This is a genomic window from Methanocaldococcus fervens AG86 (assembly GCF_000023985.1).
Taxonomy (GTDB): Archaea; AGJL01; Methanococci; order Methanococcales; family Methanocaldococcaceae; genus Methanocaldococcus; species Methanocaldococcus fervens.
In genome coordinates, this window is the sequence record NC_013156.1 from 998,186 (window position 1) to 1,015,744 (window position 17,559).

Below are 17,559 nucleotides of genomic sequence, written 5' to 3' on the forward strand. Positions count from 1 at the left end.
TATATAATGAATTTCGAACCATTAATATTATATATACGCGACTGCACATATTATTATTGTAAAAAAAATTAAGTAAAAATAAAGAATAAGGTGGAATCATGGAATTAGAGTTAGTAAATGAACACAAAATAGGAATAACAAAAGGTACAAAATTAGAAAAGATAGTCCAGGCAAACTTTGAGGGAGAGTGTAAAGAAGTTGGAATGTATTTAGCTATGGCAAGATTGGCTCAGAGGGAGGGGTTACCAGAAGTTGCAGAAGTTTTAAAGAGAATAGCATTTGAAGAAGCTGAGCACGCTGCACACTTTGCTGAAATGAATGGAGTAATCTCAGACAACTTGAAAGAGAACCTTGAAATGATGTTAAAAGGAGAATGCATGGCAAATAAAGAGAAGAAAGAAGCAGCAACAAAGGCAAAAGAATTAGGAATAGATCCAGCTCATGACTTCTTTGATGAGTCAAGTAGAGATGAAGCAAGACATGCAAAGATGTTAAAAGGAATATTGGAAAGATATTTCAAATAAATCTTTAATTTTTTAATTTAATAAATTTTTATTTTATTCATATTAGTTTATTTTAGCTGTTCTAAAATAATAGCTGGGCAAATCTTTTTTATACCGTCAATTTTTCCAATCTTATTAAAAATCAATTCTGAAAGTTCTTTTCCGTCTTTAGCCCAAATCTCAGTCATAATCATGTGGTCTCCTGTAGATGTGAATACTTTTTTAACCTCTTCAAATTTACAAAGTTCTTTAGCAACACTTAAAAACTTATCTGGCTCGGTGTCAAATCCAGTTAATGCAACAACGTTATATCCAATTTTTGAAGGATCCACTATTGCAGTGTATCCTTTAATAACTCCTTCTTCCTCTAATTTTTTGACCCTCTTTCTTATGGAGCTTTCACTCGTTCCCAACTCCCTTGCTATATCAGTATATGATTTTCTTCCATCCCTCATAAGAATCTCAATAATTTTTAAATCTTTTTCATCCATTATATCACCGAATTTCGGACAATTAATAATATTAATTATAACATACAATTGTATATTTAGAACATATCTGTTAAAAAATATATAAGGATTGTGGTGAAATAGGATGGCAGTTGAAATTATAGTAGATAAAGAAAAATGTATTGGATGTGGAAGATGTTATGATGTATGCCCAAAAGCCCCTCTTATTTGGAAAAAAGATAAGGATGGGAAGTATTACGCTTATAATTTTGAATACTGCCATAACTGTAAGTTTTGTGCTGGTAGATGCCCTACAAAGGCAATATTGGTTAAAGTAGTAAAACCAAAAAATAAAAATAAAGGCAAAGGATGATTATTTTTATTAGCTTTTTATTTCTATCTATTTTTTATTTTTTTATTTCAGCGAAAACTTCATCTAATGCATTAACTAAATCATCTATCTGCTCTTTTTCTACAATTAATGGAGGTAAAAATCTCAAAACAACATCAGATGTGCAGTTAATTAAAAATCCTTTTTCAAGCATTTTCTTAACTATATCTGCCCCATTAAATTCAAGCTCAGCTCCTATCATCAAACCAAGCCCTCTAACTTCTTTTATAAAGCTGTATTTCTCTTTAAGGTTTTCGAGTTTTCGAATGAAATATTTTCCTTTCTCTATAACTTTATCATCTTTAATAAGCTCTTCTATAACCTCAACTGAAGCTAAAGCGGCAGAGCAAGCTAAAGGATTACCTCCAAACGTCGTTCCATGGTCTCCAAAACTTAAAGCCTGTGCAATCTCATCCTTTAAAACAACAGCTCCTATTGGAACGCCTCCTCCAAGGGCTTTTGCCAACGTTAAGATATCTGGCTTAACACCATAATGTTCATAGGCAAACATCCTTCCAGTTCTCCCCATTCCACACTGAACCTCATCAAATATTAAAACAATATTTTTGTCATCACATAAATCCCTGACAGCCCTTAAATAATCTTTATCAGCTACGTGGATTCCCCCCTCTCCCTGAACTGGTTCAATCATTATAGCAACGGTTTTATTACTTATTGCTTCTTTTAAAGCCTCTATATTGTTAAATGGGACATGTTTAAATCCTGCTGGTAGTGGATGATAGCCTTCTTGATACTTTGGTTTTGGTGTTGCCGCCAACGTTGTTAAAGTTCTGCCATGGAATGCATTATACATGCTTATAACTTCTCCTCCATCCTTTCCCAATACTTTTGATGCATACTTCCTTGCAAACTTTATAGCCCCTTCGTTTGCCTCAGCTCCACTGTTACAAAAGAAAGCTTTATCCAAGCCGCTTAATTCAACTAACTTTTTAGCAAGCTTTATTTGTGGTATTGTGTAATATATATTGGATGTGTGAATTAGGGTCTCAGCCTGTTTTTTTATTGCCTCAACAACTTTTGGGTGGCAGTGTCCTACATTATTTACTCCAATCCCTGCCAAGAAGTCAAGGTATTTCTTCCCATTAATATCATAAACTTCCATTCCTTTACCTTCAACCAAAACAACAGGCAATCTTCCATATATTTGGAGATGATATTTTTTTTCTAACTCTATCCAGTTTTCGTTCATTCAATCACCAGTAAGATTTATTGGGAAATCATATATTTGTGTGGTGTATTTATCTTTATTGGAAAAATGTTTTTAAGCAATTTTAATTATTAAGTATTTAACAGTAAAAAAGGTGAAATTATGATGCATAAGATATGTGTTATTGAAGGAGATGGAATTGGAAAAGAGGTAGTTCCGGCAACAATACAGGTTTTAGAAGCTACTGGTATTCCATTTGAATTTGTTTATGCTGAAGCAGGAGATGAAGTTTATAAGAGAACGGGTAAAGCTCTTCCAGATGAAACCATTGAAGCTGCTTTAGATTGTGAGGCTGTCTTATTTGGAGCTGCTGGAGAAACAGCGGCAGATGTTATTGTTAAATTGAGGCAGATATTAGATACCTACGCCAATGTTAGGCCAGTAAAGGCATATAAAGGAGTTAAATGCCTAAGACCTGATATTGATTATATTATAGTTAGAGAAAACACAGAAGGGCTTTATAAAGGAATCGAGGCAGAGATTGATGAAGGAGTTACAATAGCTACAAGGGTTATTACTGAAAAGGCATGTGAAAGGATATTTAGATTTGCATTTAACATGGCAAGAGAGAGGAAGAAGATGGGTAAGGAAGGAAAGGTTACCTGTGCCCATAAAGCAAACGTCTTAAAATTAACAGATGGGTTATTTAAAAAGATATTTTATAAAGTTGCTGAGGAATACGATGATATAAAAGCGGAAGATTACTATATAGATGCAATGAACATGTATATCATAACAAAACCACAAACATTTGATGTTGTAGTTACCTCAAACTTGTTTGGGGATATTTTATCAGACGGAGCTGCTGGAACAGTTGGAGGGCTTGGTTTAGCTCCATCAGCAAACATTGGCGATGAGCACGGATTGTTTGAGCCAGTTCATGGTTCAGCTCCAGATATAGCAGGTAAAAAGATAGCAAATCCAACAGCTACAATATTGAGTGCTGTTTTAATGCTTAGATACTTAGGTGAGTATGAAGCTGCTGATAGAGTTGAGAAGGCTTTAGAGGAGGTTTTAGCTTTAGGTTTGACAACTCCTGATTTGGGAGGTAATTTAAATACATTTGAAATGGCTGAGGAAGTTGCTAAAAGAGTAAGGGAAGAGTAGCTTTTTTAAAATTTCTATTTTATTATTTTGTTTTTTAAAATTTAAAATAAATTAAAATTAAAATTTTTTCATTATGGAGGTGATTTTATGAGATTGGCTATTATTGATTACGATAGATGCCAACCAAAGAAATGTTCTTTAGAATGTATGAAGTACTGCCCTGGAGTGAGGATGGGTGAAAAAACCATAGAGATAGATGAAAATACAGGGAAGCCAGTAATATCTGAGGTTTTATGCTCTGGTTGTGGGATATGTGTTAAGAGATGTCCATTTAAGGCAATATCAATTATTGGATTACCAGAAGAGTTGAGTGAAGATAAGATAGTGCATTCTTATGGGCAGAACAGATTTAAATTATTTGGTTTGGTTATTCCAAGAGATGGAGTTGTTGGGATTATAGGGCAGAACGGGATTGGTAAATCTACCGTTTTAAGAATTTTGGCTGGAGAGTTAATTCCCAACTTAGGTAAGCATGATAAAGAGCCAAATTACGATGATGTTATAAAATACTTTAGAGGAACTGAGTTGCAGGAATATTTTGAAAAGTTAAAAAATAAGGGAATAAAGGCAATTCACAAGGTTCAGTATGTTGATATACTACCAAAAGTTGTTAAAGGAAAAGTTGGGGAATTATTAAAAAAGGTTGATGAAAAGGGCAAATTTGATGAAGTTGTTGAGAAGTTGGAGCTAAAAAATATTTTAGATAGGGAGTTGAGTCAATTATCAGGTGGAGAATTGCAGAGGGTTGCTATAGCTGCAGCTTATTTAAGAAAAGGAGATATTTATTTCTTTGACGAGCCGTCATCATGGCTGGATATAAGGCAGAGGTTTAACGCTGCAAGATTAATTAGAGAGCTTAACAAGGTTGTTGTGGTTGAACACGATTTAATTGTCTTGGATTATCTATCCGATTATATACACATCATGTATGGGGTTCCATCAGCCTATGGTATTGTTTCAATGCCAAAGAGTGTTAGAGTTGGGATTAACGAATATCTTTATGGAGAGTTGAGAGAGGAGAATATAAGGTTTAGAAAAGAGCCAATTATATTTGAAAAAAGGGCCATTATTGATTTTAAAAATAGACCAATTTTATTGAGCTATTCCTCAATGAAAAAAACTTTAGGAGATTTTAAATTGGAAGTTAGCGGAGGAACTATTTACAAAGGGGAGGTTATTGGTATTTTGGGACCTAACGGTATTGGAAAAACAACGTTTGTTAAGTTGTTAGCAGGAGTAATTAAACCAGATGAAGGAGAGGTTACAAAAGAGGAGGATATAAAAGTTTCCTACAAGCCTCAATACATTGCCCCAGATTATGATGGAACCGTTGAAGATTTATTGAGCTCAATAACCAATATAAACACATCCTATTACAAATCAGAGATAATCAATCCTTTACAGTTGGAGAAATTGCTGGATAGAGAGGTTAAAGAGCTATCTGGAGGAGAATTGCAGAGGGTTGCTATAGCCGCATGTTTAAGCAGGGATGCAGACATTTATCTATTGGATGAGCCATCTGCGTTTTTAGATGTTGAGCAGAGGTTAGTGGTTTCAAAGGTAATAAGAAGGATAGCGGATGAAAAAGAGGCAGGAATGTTTGTTGTTGACCACGACATATTGTTCCAAGATTACATTTCAGATAGGTTTATTGTTTTTAGTGGAGAGCCAGGGAGGTTTGGTATAGGAAGCAGTCCAATGAATAAGAGAGATGGAGCTAACAAATTCTTAAAAGAGATGCAAATCACATTTAGAAGAGATCCAGATACAGGAAGACCGAGAGCTAACAAAGAAGGAAGTCAAAGAGATATTATGCAAAAAGAAAAAGGAGAATATTATTATGTTGATGAATAAAATTATTTAAAATTTATTAAATTTTAAAATTTATAATAAAAATTTATTTTTATTCTGGTGAAAAATATGGGATATAATAAACCCTCTGCTTTAAAAATTTTTACTTCTTTTTTAAAATTGGGAATGGTAGCGTTTGGAGGACCAACGGCAATTGCATATGTTAGAGAGATGGTGGTAGATGAGAAAAAGTGGATGAATGAAAAAAGCTTTAATAATGGGGTTGCCTTATCCCAAATAATTCCCGGAGCTTCTGTAATGCAGGTAGCGGCTTATGTAGGATTTTATCTTAGAGGGATTTTAGGAGCTTTTGCCGCTTTCATGGCTTATGCACTACCCGCATTTTTAATGATGCTATTTTTAACGATAATTTATATTCACGCCAAATCTATACCAAAAACTGTCTCAATCTTTGAGGCACTAAGAATTATCGTGGTCTCATTAGCTGCAAATGGGACATTAAACTTTGGTAAAAAAAGCATCAGAACAGTGGCTGATTTAATACTGGTTTCAATAGCGGCACTTTTGTTTATTTTAAAATTTAGCCCATTCATAGTTATTTTTGTATCAATAATTATTGGCTTACTCATGTGTAAGGATAAAATTACAAAATCACAATTAAAAATAAACATTCCAAAAGAAAAATTGAGGGTATATAAATATGTGGCTTTTATAATATTGGGAGTTATTCTATTCAACTCTTTCCTATATATAATTAGCCCAAAGTTGTTTTTACTCTCAACACTTATGATGAAAGTTGATGTTTTTGCATTTGGTGGAGGGTATGGTTCAGTTCCATTCATGTTGCATGAAGTTGTGGATAAATATAAGCTAATGGATGCCAAAACATTTATGGATGGTATTGCATTGGGACAAATAACTCCTGGACCAATAGTAATAACAGCGACATTTGTAGGATATCTTGTTGCGGGTTTTATTGGAAGTGTTATCGCTACAATAAGCGTTTTTACACCATCATTTATAATATTGCTATCTTCAATCCCAATATTTGACAGTTTAAGGCACAACCCCATTTTTAAAAATATATTACATGTAATATTGGTCTCATTCGTTGGTTTGCTGGTGGCGGTAACAATAAGATTTACACTCTTAGTTGATTGGTCAATACCAGCATTGATAATATTTATAGTGTCATTCTTATTATTGTATAGGAAGTATAATATATTATTGGTTGTATTACTAAGCTTATTTTTGGGCTATCTGATGCTATAAATCTTTTTGGTGAAATAATGATTTTTAATAACTATGAAGATTTTTGCAAAAAAATGGATGAATATGTTGAAAAGTACAAAGGGAAGTTTGGATGTATCATAACTTTTAACGGATTTGTTAGGGAATATGATTTAAAAGATGGGGAAAAAGTTCCTTCAAAGGGAATGCATATAGATGAAAGTATTTTAGAGGAACTAAAATCAATTGTAGAAGATGCAAAAGATAAATTTGACCTTATTGAGGTTTTGTTTTACCACAATACTGGATTTTTAGATGTTGGAGAAAGAATAGCTTCAATAGCTGTTTTTGCAAAGCATAGAAAAGAAGGATTTGAAGCATTAGAGTATATAATAAATGAGATGAAGAAATATCATTAAATTATTTCATTTTTGGTGTTGATGATGAAAGTAAGGATTAAGGTTAAAGGTATAGTTCAAGGTGTAGGATTTAGACCTTTTGTTTATAGAATTGCCAAAAAAAATAATTTGAAGGGTTTTGTAAAGAATATGGGAAATTACGTAGAGATAGTTGTTGAAGGAAAAAAAGAAGATATAGAGAATTTTATAAAGGATTTAAAAAATAAAAAGCCTCCGTTGTCAAGGATAGATAAATTGGATATTGAGGAAATAAATGATAATTTAAGTTTTGACGATTTTTACATTATAAAAAGTGAGGACAGCAGAGAGGAAGAAGAGGGGACTATTCCGGCTGATGTGGCAATATGTGACGATTGTTTAAAAGAAATGTTTGATAAAAATGATAGGAGGTATAGATATCCTTTCACTGCATGCACAACCTGCGGGCCGAGATTTACAATAGTTGAAAAACTTCCTTATGATAGGGAAAATACTTCAATGAGAGATTTTCCATTGTGTGAGAAGTGTTTAGAGGAGTATAAAAATCCTTTAGATAGGAGATTTCATGCCCAAGCTACTTGTTGCCCAGTTTGTGGCCCAAAAGTGTTTTTGAGTGATGGAAAAGAAGTTATCGCTGAGAAGGATGAAGCAATTAAAGAGGCAGTTAAATTATTAGAGGAAGGAAAAATATTGGCTATAAAAGGGATTGGAGGAACTCACTTAGCTTGTAAGGTTAGTGAAAACGAGCCAGTTTTAAATTTAAGGAAGAGGTTGGGAAGACCTACTCAGCCGTTTGCGGTTATGAGTAAAAGGGATTATGTAGATTTATTTGCTGAAGTTGATGAAGATGAAAGGAATATGCTATTATCTTTGAGGAGGCCTATAGTTGTTTTAAAAAAGAGTGAGAATTATGATAAATATTTTTCAAAATATGTTTCCAACTTAGATACCATTGGAGTTATGCTTCCATACAGCGGATTGCATTATCTATTGTTTGATAAAGAGATAGCTTATGTAATGACCTCTGCTAATTTGCCAGGATTACCGATGGTTAAAGATAATGATGAGATATTGAAAAAACTTGACGGAATTGCGGATTATTTTTTACTGCATAATAGAAGGATAGTAAATAGGTGCGATGATAGTGTTGTTAAAAAAGTAGCTAATAGGCTGGTTTTTTTAAGAAGGTCAAGAGGATTTGCTCCAGAGCCCATAAAGGTTGATGTTGAGAATGATAAAAACATTTTGTGTGTTGGAGCTGAGCTAAACTCAACAGCATGTATTGTAAAGAAAAATAAGTTTTATTTGACTCAATATATAGGAAATACTTCAAAATATGAGACATTTTGCTATTTAAGAGATGCAATAAACAACATTTTAAGATTGACAAATACAAACAAAATTGACGCAGTTGTTTGTGACTTACATCCTCAATTCAATTCAACAAAATTAGCTGAAGAGTTGGCTGACAAATTTGGAGCTGAAATTTTTAGAGTTCAGCATCACTTTGCACACGCTTATAGTTTATTGGGAGATAACAACTATTTTGATGATGCAGTTGTTTTATCTTTAGATGGAGTGGGCTATGGTTTAGATGGAAATATATGGGGAGGGGAGGTTTTATTATTTAAAGATGGTAAGATTGAGAGGGTTGGGCACTTGGAAGAGCAGTATCAGTTAGGTGGGGATTTAGCGACAAAGTATCCGTTGAGGATGCTTTTATCTATACTTTATAAGGCAATAGGAGAGGAGGCATTTGATTTTATAAAAAAATATAATTTCTTTTCAGAAAAAGAACTTGCGTTATTGAAATTCCAACTTGAGAAAAAGCTTAACTGTCCAATAACAACATCCACCGGTAGAGTTTTAGATGCTGTTTCAGCTTTATTAGGCATTTGCTTTGAAAAAACATATGATGGAGAGCCGAGTATAAGATTGGAGCCAGAAGCAAATAAGTTTAAAGGAAATATGGAGATAGAGCCAAAAATAAAAAATAACATCTTAGATACTACAGAACTTATTTATAAATCTTATGAGATGCTTTTAAACGATGAAAGTAAGGAAAAAATAGCATACTTTGCTCATATCTATATAGCAGATGGATTGTTTGAGATTGCTAAAAAAATGGCTGATAGAACTGGAATAAATGCAGTGGGCATTACAGGAGGAGTTTCATACAATAGAATAATAACTGAAAGAGTTATGAATAATGCAAAAAGAGAGGGTTTTGATTTTATTTATCACAATAGAGTTCCTAATGGAGATGGGGGAATATGTTTCGGACAGGGCATTGCTTATATCTTAAAGAATAGGGCGGAGCCCTATGGTTAGAGAGGGATAAGAATGATAATTATAACACCAAGATATACCATTATAGAGGATGGAGCAATTAATAAATTGGAAGAAGTTTTAAAAAATCTCAACTTGAAAAATCCATTAATTGTAACTGGAAGAAATACAAAAAAATACTGTAAATTTTCTTATGATATAGTATATTATGACGAAATATTAAATTCTCAAATAAGGTTTGAATATGATTCAATAATTGGGGTTGGGGGAGGAAAGGCAATAGATACTGGCAAATATTTGGCTTACAAGTTGGGAATTCCATTTATTAGCGTGCCAACAACAGCATCAAACGATGGTATTGCATCGCCAATTGTATCTATAAAACAACCTTCGTTTATGGCTAGTGCCCCTATAGCCATTATTGCAGACACTGAAATAATAAAAAAATCTCCAAAAAGGTTATTGAGTGCTGGAATGGGGGATATTGTTTCAAACATTACCGCAGTTTTGGATTGGAAATTAGCTTATAAAGAAAAAGGGGAGAGATATAGTGAAAGCTCTGCCATATTTTCAAAAACAATAGCTAAGGAGTTAATAAGCTATGTTCTAAACTCTGATTTGTTAGAATATCACAGCAAACTTGTAAAGGCGTTAGTTGGTAGTGGTATAGCAATAGCCATAGCAAACTCTTCAAGACCTGCTTCTGGAAGCGAGCACCTCTTTTCACATGCTTTAGATAGATTAAAAGAGGAGTATAATTTGAATGTCAATTCTTTACATGGAGAGCAATGTGGGGTAGGAACGATAATGATGAGCTATTTGCATGAAAAGGAGAATAAAAAATTATCTGGATTACATGAAAAGATTAAAATGAGCTTAAAAAAAGTTAATGCACCAACTACTGCCAAAGAACTGGGATTTGATGAGGATATTATTGTTGAGGCATTGACTATAGCACATAAAATAAGGGATAGGTGGACCATATTAAGGACTGGGCTGAGTAGAGAGGAGGCAAGAAAACTGGCTGAAGAAACAGGAGTTATTTAGACAATTTTTACTAAGGCCAAGATTATTTCTAATAATATTAGGGTTACAATAGTTCCTTCTAACAGCAATCCATAAACTTCTGTCAGGCTCTGCCTTATCATTGCATATATATCGTTAATCATTTCCATTTTTTTCTCCACTCTTTTAATCCACTCTGAAACATAGAATATTTTACACAATCTTTCATACAACTCTGCATAATACCTATCACCATACAACATGAGGACGTTTTCAATACTATCAAAATATGAGATATAGCTAATCCTTTGCAAATATAAATCTTTAGATAATTTTTTTAATTTAAAATATCCGAGCTTTTCCCATTGTAACTTCGTAAAATATTGTATTGCCTCACTTAACATATTGTCAAAAATTCTTAAATTTAAAACTCTAATGCATGCAAGCTCAATGATATCTACTTCCTCCCAAAAATCTTCATTTTTATCTAATATTATTCCATTATCCCAATCTAATATAATTAAATCTTTTGTGGAGTATTTTATCTTGTTCACCAATATTTCATTTACATATTCTTCTGGAACGTCTTCATATTGATTTTTTAAGAGTTTTGCTAATATACTTTTATTTTCTTTAATAAATGAGTCAGGATCTGAATAATCACTAAAACAATATAATGTATAACTCTCTAAAAATTTATCTGCGTTATATTTTTTTAAATAACCAAAAGCTTCATCGAACAACTCTTCTTTGATTTCAAACAACTCTACTAAATCTTTATTCTTAAAATCTTTAACAATCTCTACAATAATGTTTTTTTCATATACCTTTATTGCGATTTCTTTATTTTCTTCGGTAATCCTCTCTATTAACGAGTATGTTGGTAAAAACTCTTCATAACTATAAATCCTCTTCATCCTTACTTTCATCATTTGTTCAGAGTAGATATTTTCTTTTAAATAGCCAACGAGTATTTGAACAATCTTACCACTTAAAACACTATCCATCTTCTCCCGTCTTTAATATCTTTTTAAATTTATTTTATTTTTTGACATATAAAAACCTTAAAAAATAAAAAAATGATAACCTTTAATTCAAGTCTATAAATCAAAAATAAAAAATGGTGCGGGTATGGGGGCTATAGCCCGCCTTCTGTAATTTCGGTGACATTCGGCTAAGCGCCGAAACCGGCTTGCACCCCGGGCAGGGGAGGTGCCCGTTTCACCGGTTCTCCGGAAGTCCTCAACTTTTACTATCATCGTCATCTCTTCCGGAGCCGTGTCGTTTCTGCTGCACCTCCCGCCCCTTCTCAGGGGACGCTGCCCATGAATGGGGTGGGCGGAACTTCCTCCCCTCTTGAAGAGGGGAAAGTCACCAGCCCCCTTACCCGCTATTTAATATTTGAATATATAAATATTATAGTCTAAAATAATAAAAAGTGGCCGGCGGCGTCGCCCCTTTCCCGCCAGATGGCAGTACTCGGGGCATCGCTGGGGGGCTTAACTTCCGAGTTCGGGATGGGTTCGGGTGTGGCCCCCCCGCTATGACCGCCGTACCAAGAAATAAATGGTGCCTCTTTCAGGCCATGCATAGGCTTCCACATCCGCTTAGTGTCTGGATACTCTGCCGAGCCCTCGGGCGATTAGTACCGGCGGGCTGAACGCCTCGGGCAGTGCCCTCGGCGCTTACACCCCCGGCCTATCAACCCCGTCTTCTACGGGAGCCCTCGTCCCCGAAGGGACTGGCCGCCTATTTTCGGGGAGGGTTTCGGGCTTAGATGCCTTCAGCCCTTATCCCTTAGCGCGTAGCTGCCCGGCAATGCCCTGTCGGACAACCGGTAGACCAGAGGCGCCGGCGGCTCGTTCCTCTCGTACTAGAGCCACCTTCCCCTCAGGCGGCCGACACCCCCAGCAGATAGCAACCAACCTGTCTCACGACGGTCTAAACCCAGCTCACGATCCCCTTTAATGGGCGAACAGCCCCACCCTTGGGCCCTGCTGCAGGCCCAGGATGGGAAGAACCGACATCGATGTAGCAAGCCGCGGGGTCGATATGGGCTCTTGCCCGCGACAACTCTGTTATCCCCGGGGTAGCTTTTCTGTTATCCCTGGCCCCCATCGGTGAGGCACAGGGGTTCGCTAGGCCCGGCTTTCGCCTCTTGGTCGGCCTCTGTTACCGACCAAGTCAGGCCGGCTTTTGCCCTTGCACTCCACGGCGGAGTTCTGACCCGCCTGAGCCGACCTTTGGGCCCCCCTGATGCATTTTCAGGGGGGTGCCGCCCCAGCCAAACTGCCCACCTGCCGGTGTCCCCCTATTCGGGGTTAGGGACATGGCCATGGGTGGGTGGTGTCCCATGGGCGCCTCCACCACCCCCGGAGGGGTGGCTTCGACGGCTCCCACCTACGCTGTGCACCCACGGCCATGCCCCAACGACAGGCTGCAGTAAAGCTCCACGGGGTCTTCGCTTCCCACTGGGGGTCTCCGGCCTTTGCACCGGAATGGTAGGTTCACCGGGTTCCGGCCCGGGACAGTGGGGGTCTCGTTACGCCATTCATGCAGGTCGGAACTTACCCGACAAGGAATTTCGCTACCTTAAGAGGGTTATAGTTACCCCCGCCGTTTACCGGCGCTTCGCCCGGTTGTACCCGGGTTTCACGTACCGGCACTGGGCAGGCGTCGGCCTTGGTACACACCCTTACGGGCTAGCCAAGACCTGTGTTTTTATTAAACAGTCGGACCCCCCTGGCCACTGCGACCTGCGGTCCCCTCATTTAGAGAAGACCGCAGGCACCCCTTCTCCCGAAGTTACGGGGCCAATTTGCCGACTTCCCTGGGCCGGATTCTCCCGACACGCCTTAGGATACTCGCCTAGGGGCACCTGTGTCGGTTCTGGGTACGGTCACCGGGGATCCTTGCCAGCTCCCTTTTCACGGGCTCCAGGGCTCAGCCGAACCCTCCTAACGGAGGGCCCATCACGCTTTTGCCCGGTTCTCGCCATTACGGCACTCCCCGGGCTTATGCGCTTGGCCACCCCGACGGGGGTGGTCGGCCTACCCCGAAGCGTCAGGAGCTGGCCTTGCGTTGCCGCACGTACCCCGGTGGCGCGGGAATATTAACCCGCTTCCCTTTCCCCTCGAGGGAATTACCCCGAGGGTTAGGACCGGCTAACCCACAGCTGACGACCGTTGCTGTGGAAACCTGGCCCCTTCGGCGGTGGGGATTCTCACCCCACTTTGCTGTTACTACTGCCGGGATTCTCGTTCCCACGGGGTCCACTCGACCTCACGGCCGAGCTTCTGCCCCCGCGGGACGCCCCCCTACCGGATGGCCTTTCGGCCCCCCCGGGTCTCGGCGGCCGGCTTAGCCCCCGTTATCTTCGGGGCCCCTGACCTCGACGGGTGAGCTGTTACGCACTCTTTAAAGGATGGCTGCTTCTAAGCCAACCTCCCCGCTGTCTTAGGCCAGGGACTCCCTTCTCATTTACACTTAGCCGGCACTTAGGGGCCTTAACCCGGGTCCGGGTTGTTCCCCTCTCGGACATACGGCTTACCCGTATGCCCTCACTCGGGGGCTACGGTGATGACGGGTTCGGAGTTTGACAGGGTGCCGAGGGCTTTCGCCCCCTAAACACCCTATCCGTGGCTCTACCCCGCCATCTACCTAACCCCCGGCTAACCTGCGGGTTATTTCGGGGGGAACCAGCTATCTCCGGGCTCGATTGGCTTTTCACCCCTAGACCGGGGTCAGAGGAGCACTTTGCGCGGTAACACCCCTGCGGGCCTCCACCCCTCTGGTGAGGGGCTTCACCCTACCCCGGCCTAGATCGCCCGGTTTCGGGTCGTACGGGTGTGACTCCGGGCCCATTAAGACCCCGCCCCTCGCCCATAAGGGCTGCGGGCATGTCGGTTTCCCTACGCCTCCGGGGTTGAACCCCTTAGGCTCGCCACACCCGTACACTCCCCGGCCCGTTTTTCGAAACGGACGGCACGACCCCGGCATGCCACCCCTCGTACTCCTCCCTCGCGGGAGTTTCCTTCGGGGTGGTTACCTTTCGGGCCGTGCCATTCCGTGCCCACCTGGTTTCAGGCTCTTTTCACCCCCCGCAAGGGGTGCTTTTCAGCTTTCCCTCACGGTACTAGTTCGCTATCGGTCTCGGGACGTATTTAGGGTTGGAAGCCTAATGTCTCCCAGCTTCCCGCGCGATATCCAACGCGCGGTACTCAGGGACACCCCAAGACCCTCCAGGCTTACGCCTACGGGGCTTTCACCCTCTATGGCGCCCCATTCCAGGGGACTTCGGCTTCGCCTGGGAGGGTCTGTATTGGGGGCCCTGCAACTCCACATCCCCTTCGAGTTTCCTCGAAGGGTTCGGTTTGCCCTGTGCCGGTTTCGGTCGCCCCTACTCCCGGCATCCCTGTTGGTTTCTTTTCCTGCGGGTACTCGGATGCTTCTTTTCCCCGCGTTCCCGCTCCCTAACGGGAGCGCCCCAAATGGGGCAGGAAGTCCCATTCGGGGATCCCGGGTTCTACGGCTGCCTGCGCCTCCCCCGGGCTTATCGCAGCTTGCCACGCCCTTCTTCGGCGCCCCGAGCCGAGCCATCCACCAGGTGGGCTGGTGGCCCGGCAGAGTATCCAGATTTCACCGGGATGTGGAAGCCTATGCATGGCCTTCATGTTTTGTCAGGCCCTTCACCTGCAACTCTTTGGAGTTGCAGGCTGCACATATAGTGGACCCGGTGGGATTTGAACCCACGGCCTCCGGCTTGCAAGGCCGGCGCTCTCCCAGCTGAGCTACGGGCCCACTTCTCCTATGAGGCAAGCCCACGACTGGTTTAGTGCCCCACAGCAACCAGCACCTTTTTTCTCAGGAGGTGATCCAGCCGCAGGTTCCCCTACGGCTACCTTGTTACGACTTCGCCCCCCTCGCTGAACCCAAGTTCGACCCTGCCCTCGCGGACAGGGCCTCACTTGGGCTCAACTCGGGTGGCGTGACGGGCGGTGTGTGCAAGGAGCAGGGACGCATTCACCGCGCCATGGTGAGGCGCGATTACTACGGATTCCGGCTTCACGAGGGCGAGTTACAGCCCTCGATCCGGACTACGACCGGGTTTAGGGGATTCGCTCCCCCTTTCGGGGTCGCGTCCCATTGTCCCGGCCATTGTAGCCCGCGTGTAGCCCAGGGGATTCGGGGCATGCGGACCTGTCGTTGCCCGCACCTTCCTCCGGCTTAGCGCCGGCGGTCCCCCATGAGTGCCCTCCTCCCGGAGGAGGAGGTAGCAACATGGGGCGCGGGTCTCGCTCGTTACCTGACTTAACAGGACGCCTCACGGTACGAGCTGACGACGGCCATGCACCACCTCTCGGCGCGTCTGGCAAGGTCGTCAACCTGGCCTTCATCCTGCCGTCGCCCCTGGTAAGATGCCCGGCGTTGAATCCAATTAAACCGCAGGCTCCACCCGTTGTAGTGCTCCCCCGCCAATTCCTTTAAGTTTCAGTCTTGCGACCGTACTCCCCAGGCGGCGGACTTAACGGCTTCCCTTCGGCACCGCGTCGGCCCGAAGCCGACGCGACACCTAGTCCGCAGAGTTTACAGCCGGGACTACCCGGGTATCTAATCCGGTTTGCTCCCCCGGCCTTCGTCCCTCACCGTCGGACCCGTTCCAGCCGGGCGCCTTCGCCACAGGTGGTCCCCCAGGGATCAACGCATTTCACCGCTACCCCTGGGGTACCCCCGGCCTCTCCCGGTCCCAAGCCCGGCAGTATCTCTGCCAGCCCTGCGGTTGAGCCGCAGGATTTAAGCAGAGACTTACCGGGCCGGCTACGGACGCTTTAGGCCCAATAACAGTGGCCACCACTCGGGCCGCCGGTATTACCGCGGCTGCTGGCACCGGACTTGCCCAGCCCTTATTCCCGGAGCTGTTTACACTCCGGAAAAGCCCACGCGGAGCGTGGGCACTCGGGGTCCCCCCGTCGCGCTTTCGCGCATTGCGGAGGTTTCGCGCCTGCTGCGCCCCGTAGGGCCTGGACCCGTGTCTCAGTGTCCATCTCCGGGCTCCCCCTCTCAGGGCCCGTACGGATCGTAGGCTTGGTGGGCCGTTACCCCACCAACTACCTAATCCGCCGCAGCCCCATCCTCGGGCGGCTTGCGCCTTTCGGGGAGGGATCATTCCAGACCTCCTCCCCTATGGGGGATTAGCCTCAGTTTCCCGAGGTTATCCCCCACCCGAGGGTAGGTTAGCCACGTGTTACTGAGCCGTGCGCCGGTGCTCCCGAAGGAGCCCCTTGACTCGCATGGCTTAGTCGGACCCCGATAGCAGTGGCCTCCGGCAGGATCAACCGGAATTAAGTGGGAGGTACGGTCGCAAGAAAGGATAAACCTTTCTTGCGGCTGGTTGCTGCGGGGTTTCACCACCAGTCGTGGGCTTGCCTCAGCCCCAACCTCTTCAGATTGGGGACGCATCCTTCGAGTGCACCCTATAGCGAGAAATTGTTACATGCAACGTTTTTAGGAATAGAACAATTATGATATAAAAAATAAAAAAGGGCCGGGACCGGGAATTGAACCCGGGTCAGGGGATCCACAGTCCCCCAGGATGGCCACTACCCCACCCCGGCCACTTTACCTATGGTGCAGGGGCAGGGATTTGAACCCTGGAACCCCTACGGGACTGGGTCCTAGGCCCAGCGCCTTTGGCCAGGCTTGGCGACCCCTGCACATGTTAAATATTTAAAAATTAGGAAAATGATGCTCCGGCCGGGATTTGAACCCGGGTCGCGGGCTCGAAAGGCCCGCATGATTGGCCGGACTACACCACCGGAGCTAATTAGGGATTATGGTGGGCCCGAAGGGATTTGAACCCTTGACCACTCGGTTATGAGCCGAGCGCTCTGACCAGGCTGAGCTACGGGCCCATATCGGGCATAAAAAAATAAAAAATTGATGGCGCCCCCAGCAGGACTCGAACCTGCGACCTACGGATTAACAGTCCGTCGCTCTACCATCTGAGCTATGGGGGCACATAAACTGGTGCCGCGGGGGTGATTTGAACACCCGACAACTGGATCTTCAGTCCAGCGTTCTCCCAGGCTGAACTACCGCGGCACCCAATGTTTGCATAATTATGCATTATGTTTCAGGTATATAAACT

At 42.6% G+C, this 17,559-nt stretch carries 11 protein-coding genes, 7 tRNA genes, 3 rRNA genes and 1 other RNA gene; 8 read left to right on the forward strand and 14 right to left on the reverse strand.

From position 1 onward, the window contains the following. Positions 1 to 98 precede the first annotated feature (98 nt). The gene (locus MEFER_RS05405) at positions 99 to 524 is read left to right on the forward strand and encodes a ferritin-like domain-containing protein (protein WP_015791616.1); all 426 of its coding nucleotides are present in this window, start codon (positions 99 to 101) and stop codon (positions 522 to 524) included. Positions 525 to 571: 47 nt separating this feature from the next. Here the strand turns inward: MEFER_RS05405 and ptr2 are convergent, their stop codons facing one another. Then, entirely contained in the window at positions 572 to 994 is a 423-nt protein-coding gene (gene ptr2 / locus MEFER_RS05410) for an HTH-type transcriptional regulator Ptr2 (RefSeq protein WP_015791617.1), read from the reverse strand. A 103-nt stretch (positions 995 to 1,097) separates the two neighbouring features. On the opposite strand from ptr2, the gene MEFER_RS05415 reads away from it, so the two are divergent. Next, positions 1,098 to 1,325 carry a 4Fe-4S binding protein gene (locus MEFER_RS05415; protein WP_015791618.1) on the forward strand — a complete coding sequence of 76 codons (228 nt, stop codon included), beginning with the start codon at positions 1,098 to 1,100 and terminating at the stop codon, positions 1,323 to 1,325. A 34-nt stretch (positions 1,326 to 1,359) separates the two neighbouring features. Here the strand turns inward: MEFER_RS05415 and MEFER_RS05420 are convergent, their stop codons facing one another. After that, positions 1,360 to 2,553 carry an aspartate aminotransferase family protein gene (locus MEFER_RS05420; protein ID WP_015791619.1) on the reverse strand — a complete coding sequence of 398 codons (1,194 nt, stop codon included), beginning with the start codon at positions 2,551 to 2,553 and terminating at the stop codon, positions 1,360 to 1,362. 123 nt (positions 2,554 to 2,676) lie between these two features. On the opposite strand from MEFER_RS05420, the gene leuB reads away from it, so the two are divergent. The 6 genes from leuB (at position 2,677) to MEFER_RS05450 (ending at position 10,454) form a co-directional block, all read left to right on the forward strand. Next, entirely contained in the window at positions 2,677 to 3,678 is a 1,002-nt protein-coding gene (gene leuB, locus MEFER_RS05425; RefSeq protein ID WP_048056444.1) for a bifunctional 3-isopropylmalate/3-methylmalate dehydrogenase, read from the forward strand. A gap of 87 nt (positions 3,679 to 3,765) precedes the next feature. Continuing rightward, the gene (locus MEFER_RS05430; RefSeq protein ID WP_015791621.1) at positions 3,766 to 5,532 is read left to right on the forward strand and encodes a ribosome biogenesis/translation initiation ATPase RLI; all 1,767 of its coding nucleotides are present in this window, start codon (positions 3,766 to 3,768) and stop codon (positions 5,530 to 5,532) included. Positions 5,533 to 5,598: 66 nt separating this feature from the next. Continuing rightward, positions 5,599 to 6,762: a chromate transporter gene (locus MEFER_RS05435; RefSeq protein WP_015791622.1), complete on the forward strand. Its 1,164-nt coding sequence runs from the start codon at positions 5,599 to 5,601 to the stop codon at positions 6,760 to 6,762. A gap of 17 nt (positions 6,763 to 6,779) precedes the next feature. Continuing rightward, positions 6,780 to 7,139 (forward strand): molybdenum cofactor biosynthesis protein MoaE, encoded by a 360-nt coding sequence (locus MEFER_RS05440; RefSeq protein ID WP_015791623.1) that lies wholly within the window; start codon positions 6,780 to 6,782, stop codon positions 7,137 to 7,139. A gap of 21 nt (positions 7,140 to 7,160) precedes the next feature. After that, entirely contained in the window at positions 7,161 to 9,449 is a 2,289-nt protein-coding gene (hypF, locus tag MEFER_RS05445) for a carbamoyltransferase HypF (RefSeq protein WP_015791624.1), read from the forward strand. Positions 9,450 to 9,464: 15 nt separating this feature from the next. Beyond that, the gene (locus MEFER_RS05450; protein ID WP_211204181.1) at positions 9,465 to 10,454 is read left to right on the forward strand and encodes a sn-glycerol-1-phosphate dehydrogenase; all 990 of its coding nucleotides are present in this window, start codon (positions 9,465 to 9,467) and stop codon (positions 10,452 to 10,454) included. Here MEFER_RS05450 and MEFER_RS05455 read toward each other — a convergent pair. The 12 genes from MEFER_RS05455 to MEFER_RS05505 form a co-directional block, all read right to left on the reverse strand. Then, positions 10,451 to 11,419 carry a hypothetical protein gene (locus tag MEFER_RS05455; RefSeq protein ID WP_015791626.1) on the reverse strand — a complete coding sequence of 323 codons (969 nt, stop codon included), beginning with the start codon at positions 11,417 to 11,419 and terminating at the stop codon, positions 10,451 to 10,453. The two genes, MEFER_RS05450 and MEFER_RS05455, sit on opposite strands and share 4 nt — an antisense overlap. A 122-nt stretch (positions 11,420 to 11,541) precedes the next feature. Further along, an RNA gene (gene rnpB / locus MEFER_RS08235) (RNase P RNA component) lies at positions 11,542 to 11,799 on the reverse strand. Between the two features lie 53 nt (positions 11,800 to 11,852). Then, a 5S ribosomal RNA gene (gene rrf / locus MEFER_RS05460) occupies positions 11,853 to 11,967 on the reverse strand. A 67-nt stretch (positions 11,968 to 12,034) separates the two neighbouring features. Further along, positions 12,035 to 15,039: ribosomal RNA gene (locus MEFER_RS05465) — 23S ribosomal RNA — on the reverse strand. A 100-nt stretch (positions 15,040 to 15,139) separates the two neighbouring features. Beyond that, positions 15,140 to 15,212, reverse strand: a tRNA-Ala gene (locus MEFER_RS05470). 65 nt (positions 15,213 to 15,277) lie between these two features. Continuing rightward, positions 15,278 to 16,754 (reverse strand): 16S ribosomal RNA (locus tag MEFER_RS05475). The 16S, 23S and 5S rRNA genes sit together here with 7 tRNA genes alongside, the layout of an rRNA operon. A 200-nt stretch (positions 16,755 to 16,954) precedes the next feature. Beyond that, positions 16,955 to 17,026: transfer RNA gene (locus tag MEFER_RS05480), tRNA-His, on the reverse strand. Positions 17,027 to 17,037: 11 nt separating this feature from the next. Continuing rightward, positions 17,038 to 17,125 (reverse strand) — tRNA-Leu (locus MEFER_RS05485). Between the two features lie 32 nt (positions 17,126 to 17,157). Next, positions 17,158 to 17,232 (reverse strand) — tRNA-Glu (locus tag MEFER_RS05490). A gap of 13 nt (positions 17,233 to 17,245) precedes the next feature. Next, positions 17,246 to 17,323, reverse strand: a tRNA-Ile gene (locus tag MEFER_RS05495). 29 nt (positions 17,324 to 17,352) lie between these two features. Then, positions 17,353 to 17,428, reverse strand: a tRNA-Asn gene (locus MEFER_RS05500). 8 nt (positions 17,429 to 17,436) lie between these two features. Beyond that, a tRNA-Phe gene (locus MEFER_RS05505) sits at positions 17,437 to 17,513 on the reverse strand. Between the last annotated feature and the right edge of the window lie 46 nt (positions 17,514 to 17,559).

Coding starts and splice junctions, on each gene's coding strand:
- MEFER_RS05405 (WP_015791616.1), top strand. CDS start 99: ATGGAATTAGAGTTAGTAAATGAACACAAAATAGGAATAACAAAAGGT.
- ptr2 (WP_015791617.1), bottom strand. CDS start 994: ATGGATGAAAAAGATTTAAAAATTATTGAGATTCTTATGAGGGATGGA.
- MEFER_RS05415 (WP_015791618.1), top strand. CDS start 1,098: ATGGCAGTTGAAATTATAGTAGATAAAGAAAAATGTATTGGATGTGGA.
- MEFER_RS05420 (WP_015791619.1), bottom strand. CDS start 2,553: ATGAACGAAAACTGGATAGAGTTAGAAAAAAAATATCATCTCCAAATA.
- leuB (WP_048056444.1), top strand. CDS start 2,677: ATGCATAAGATATGTGTTATTGAAGGAGATGGAATTGGAAAAGAGGTA.
- MEFER_RS05430 (WP_015791621.1), top strand. CDS start 3,766: ATGAGATTGGCTATTATTGATTACGATAGATGCCAACCAAAGAAATGT.
- MEFER_RS05435 (WP_015791622.1), top strand. CDS start 5,599: ATGGGATATAATAAACCCTCTGCTTTAAAAATTTTTACTTCTTTTTTA.
- MEFER_RS05440 (WP_015791623.1), top strand. CDS start 6,780: ATGATTTTTAATAACTATGAAGATTTTTGCAAAAAAATGGATGAATAT.
- hypF (WP_015791624.1), top strand. CDS start 7,161: ATGATGAAAGTAAGGATTAAGGTTAAAGGTATAGTTCAAGGTGTAGGA.
- MEFER_RS05455 (WP_015791626.1), bottom strand. CDS start 11,419: ATGGATAGTGTTTTAAGTGGTAAGATTGTTCAAATACTCGTTGGCTAT.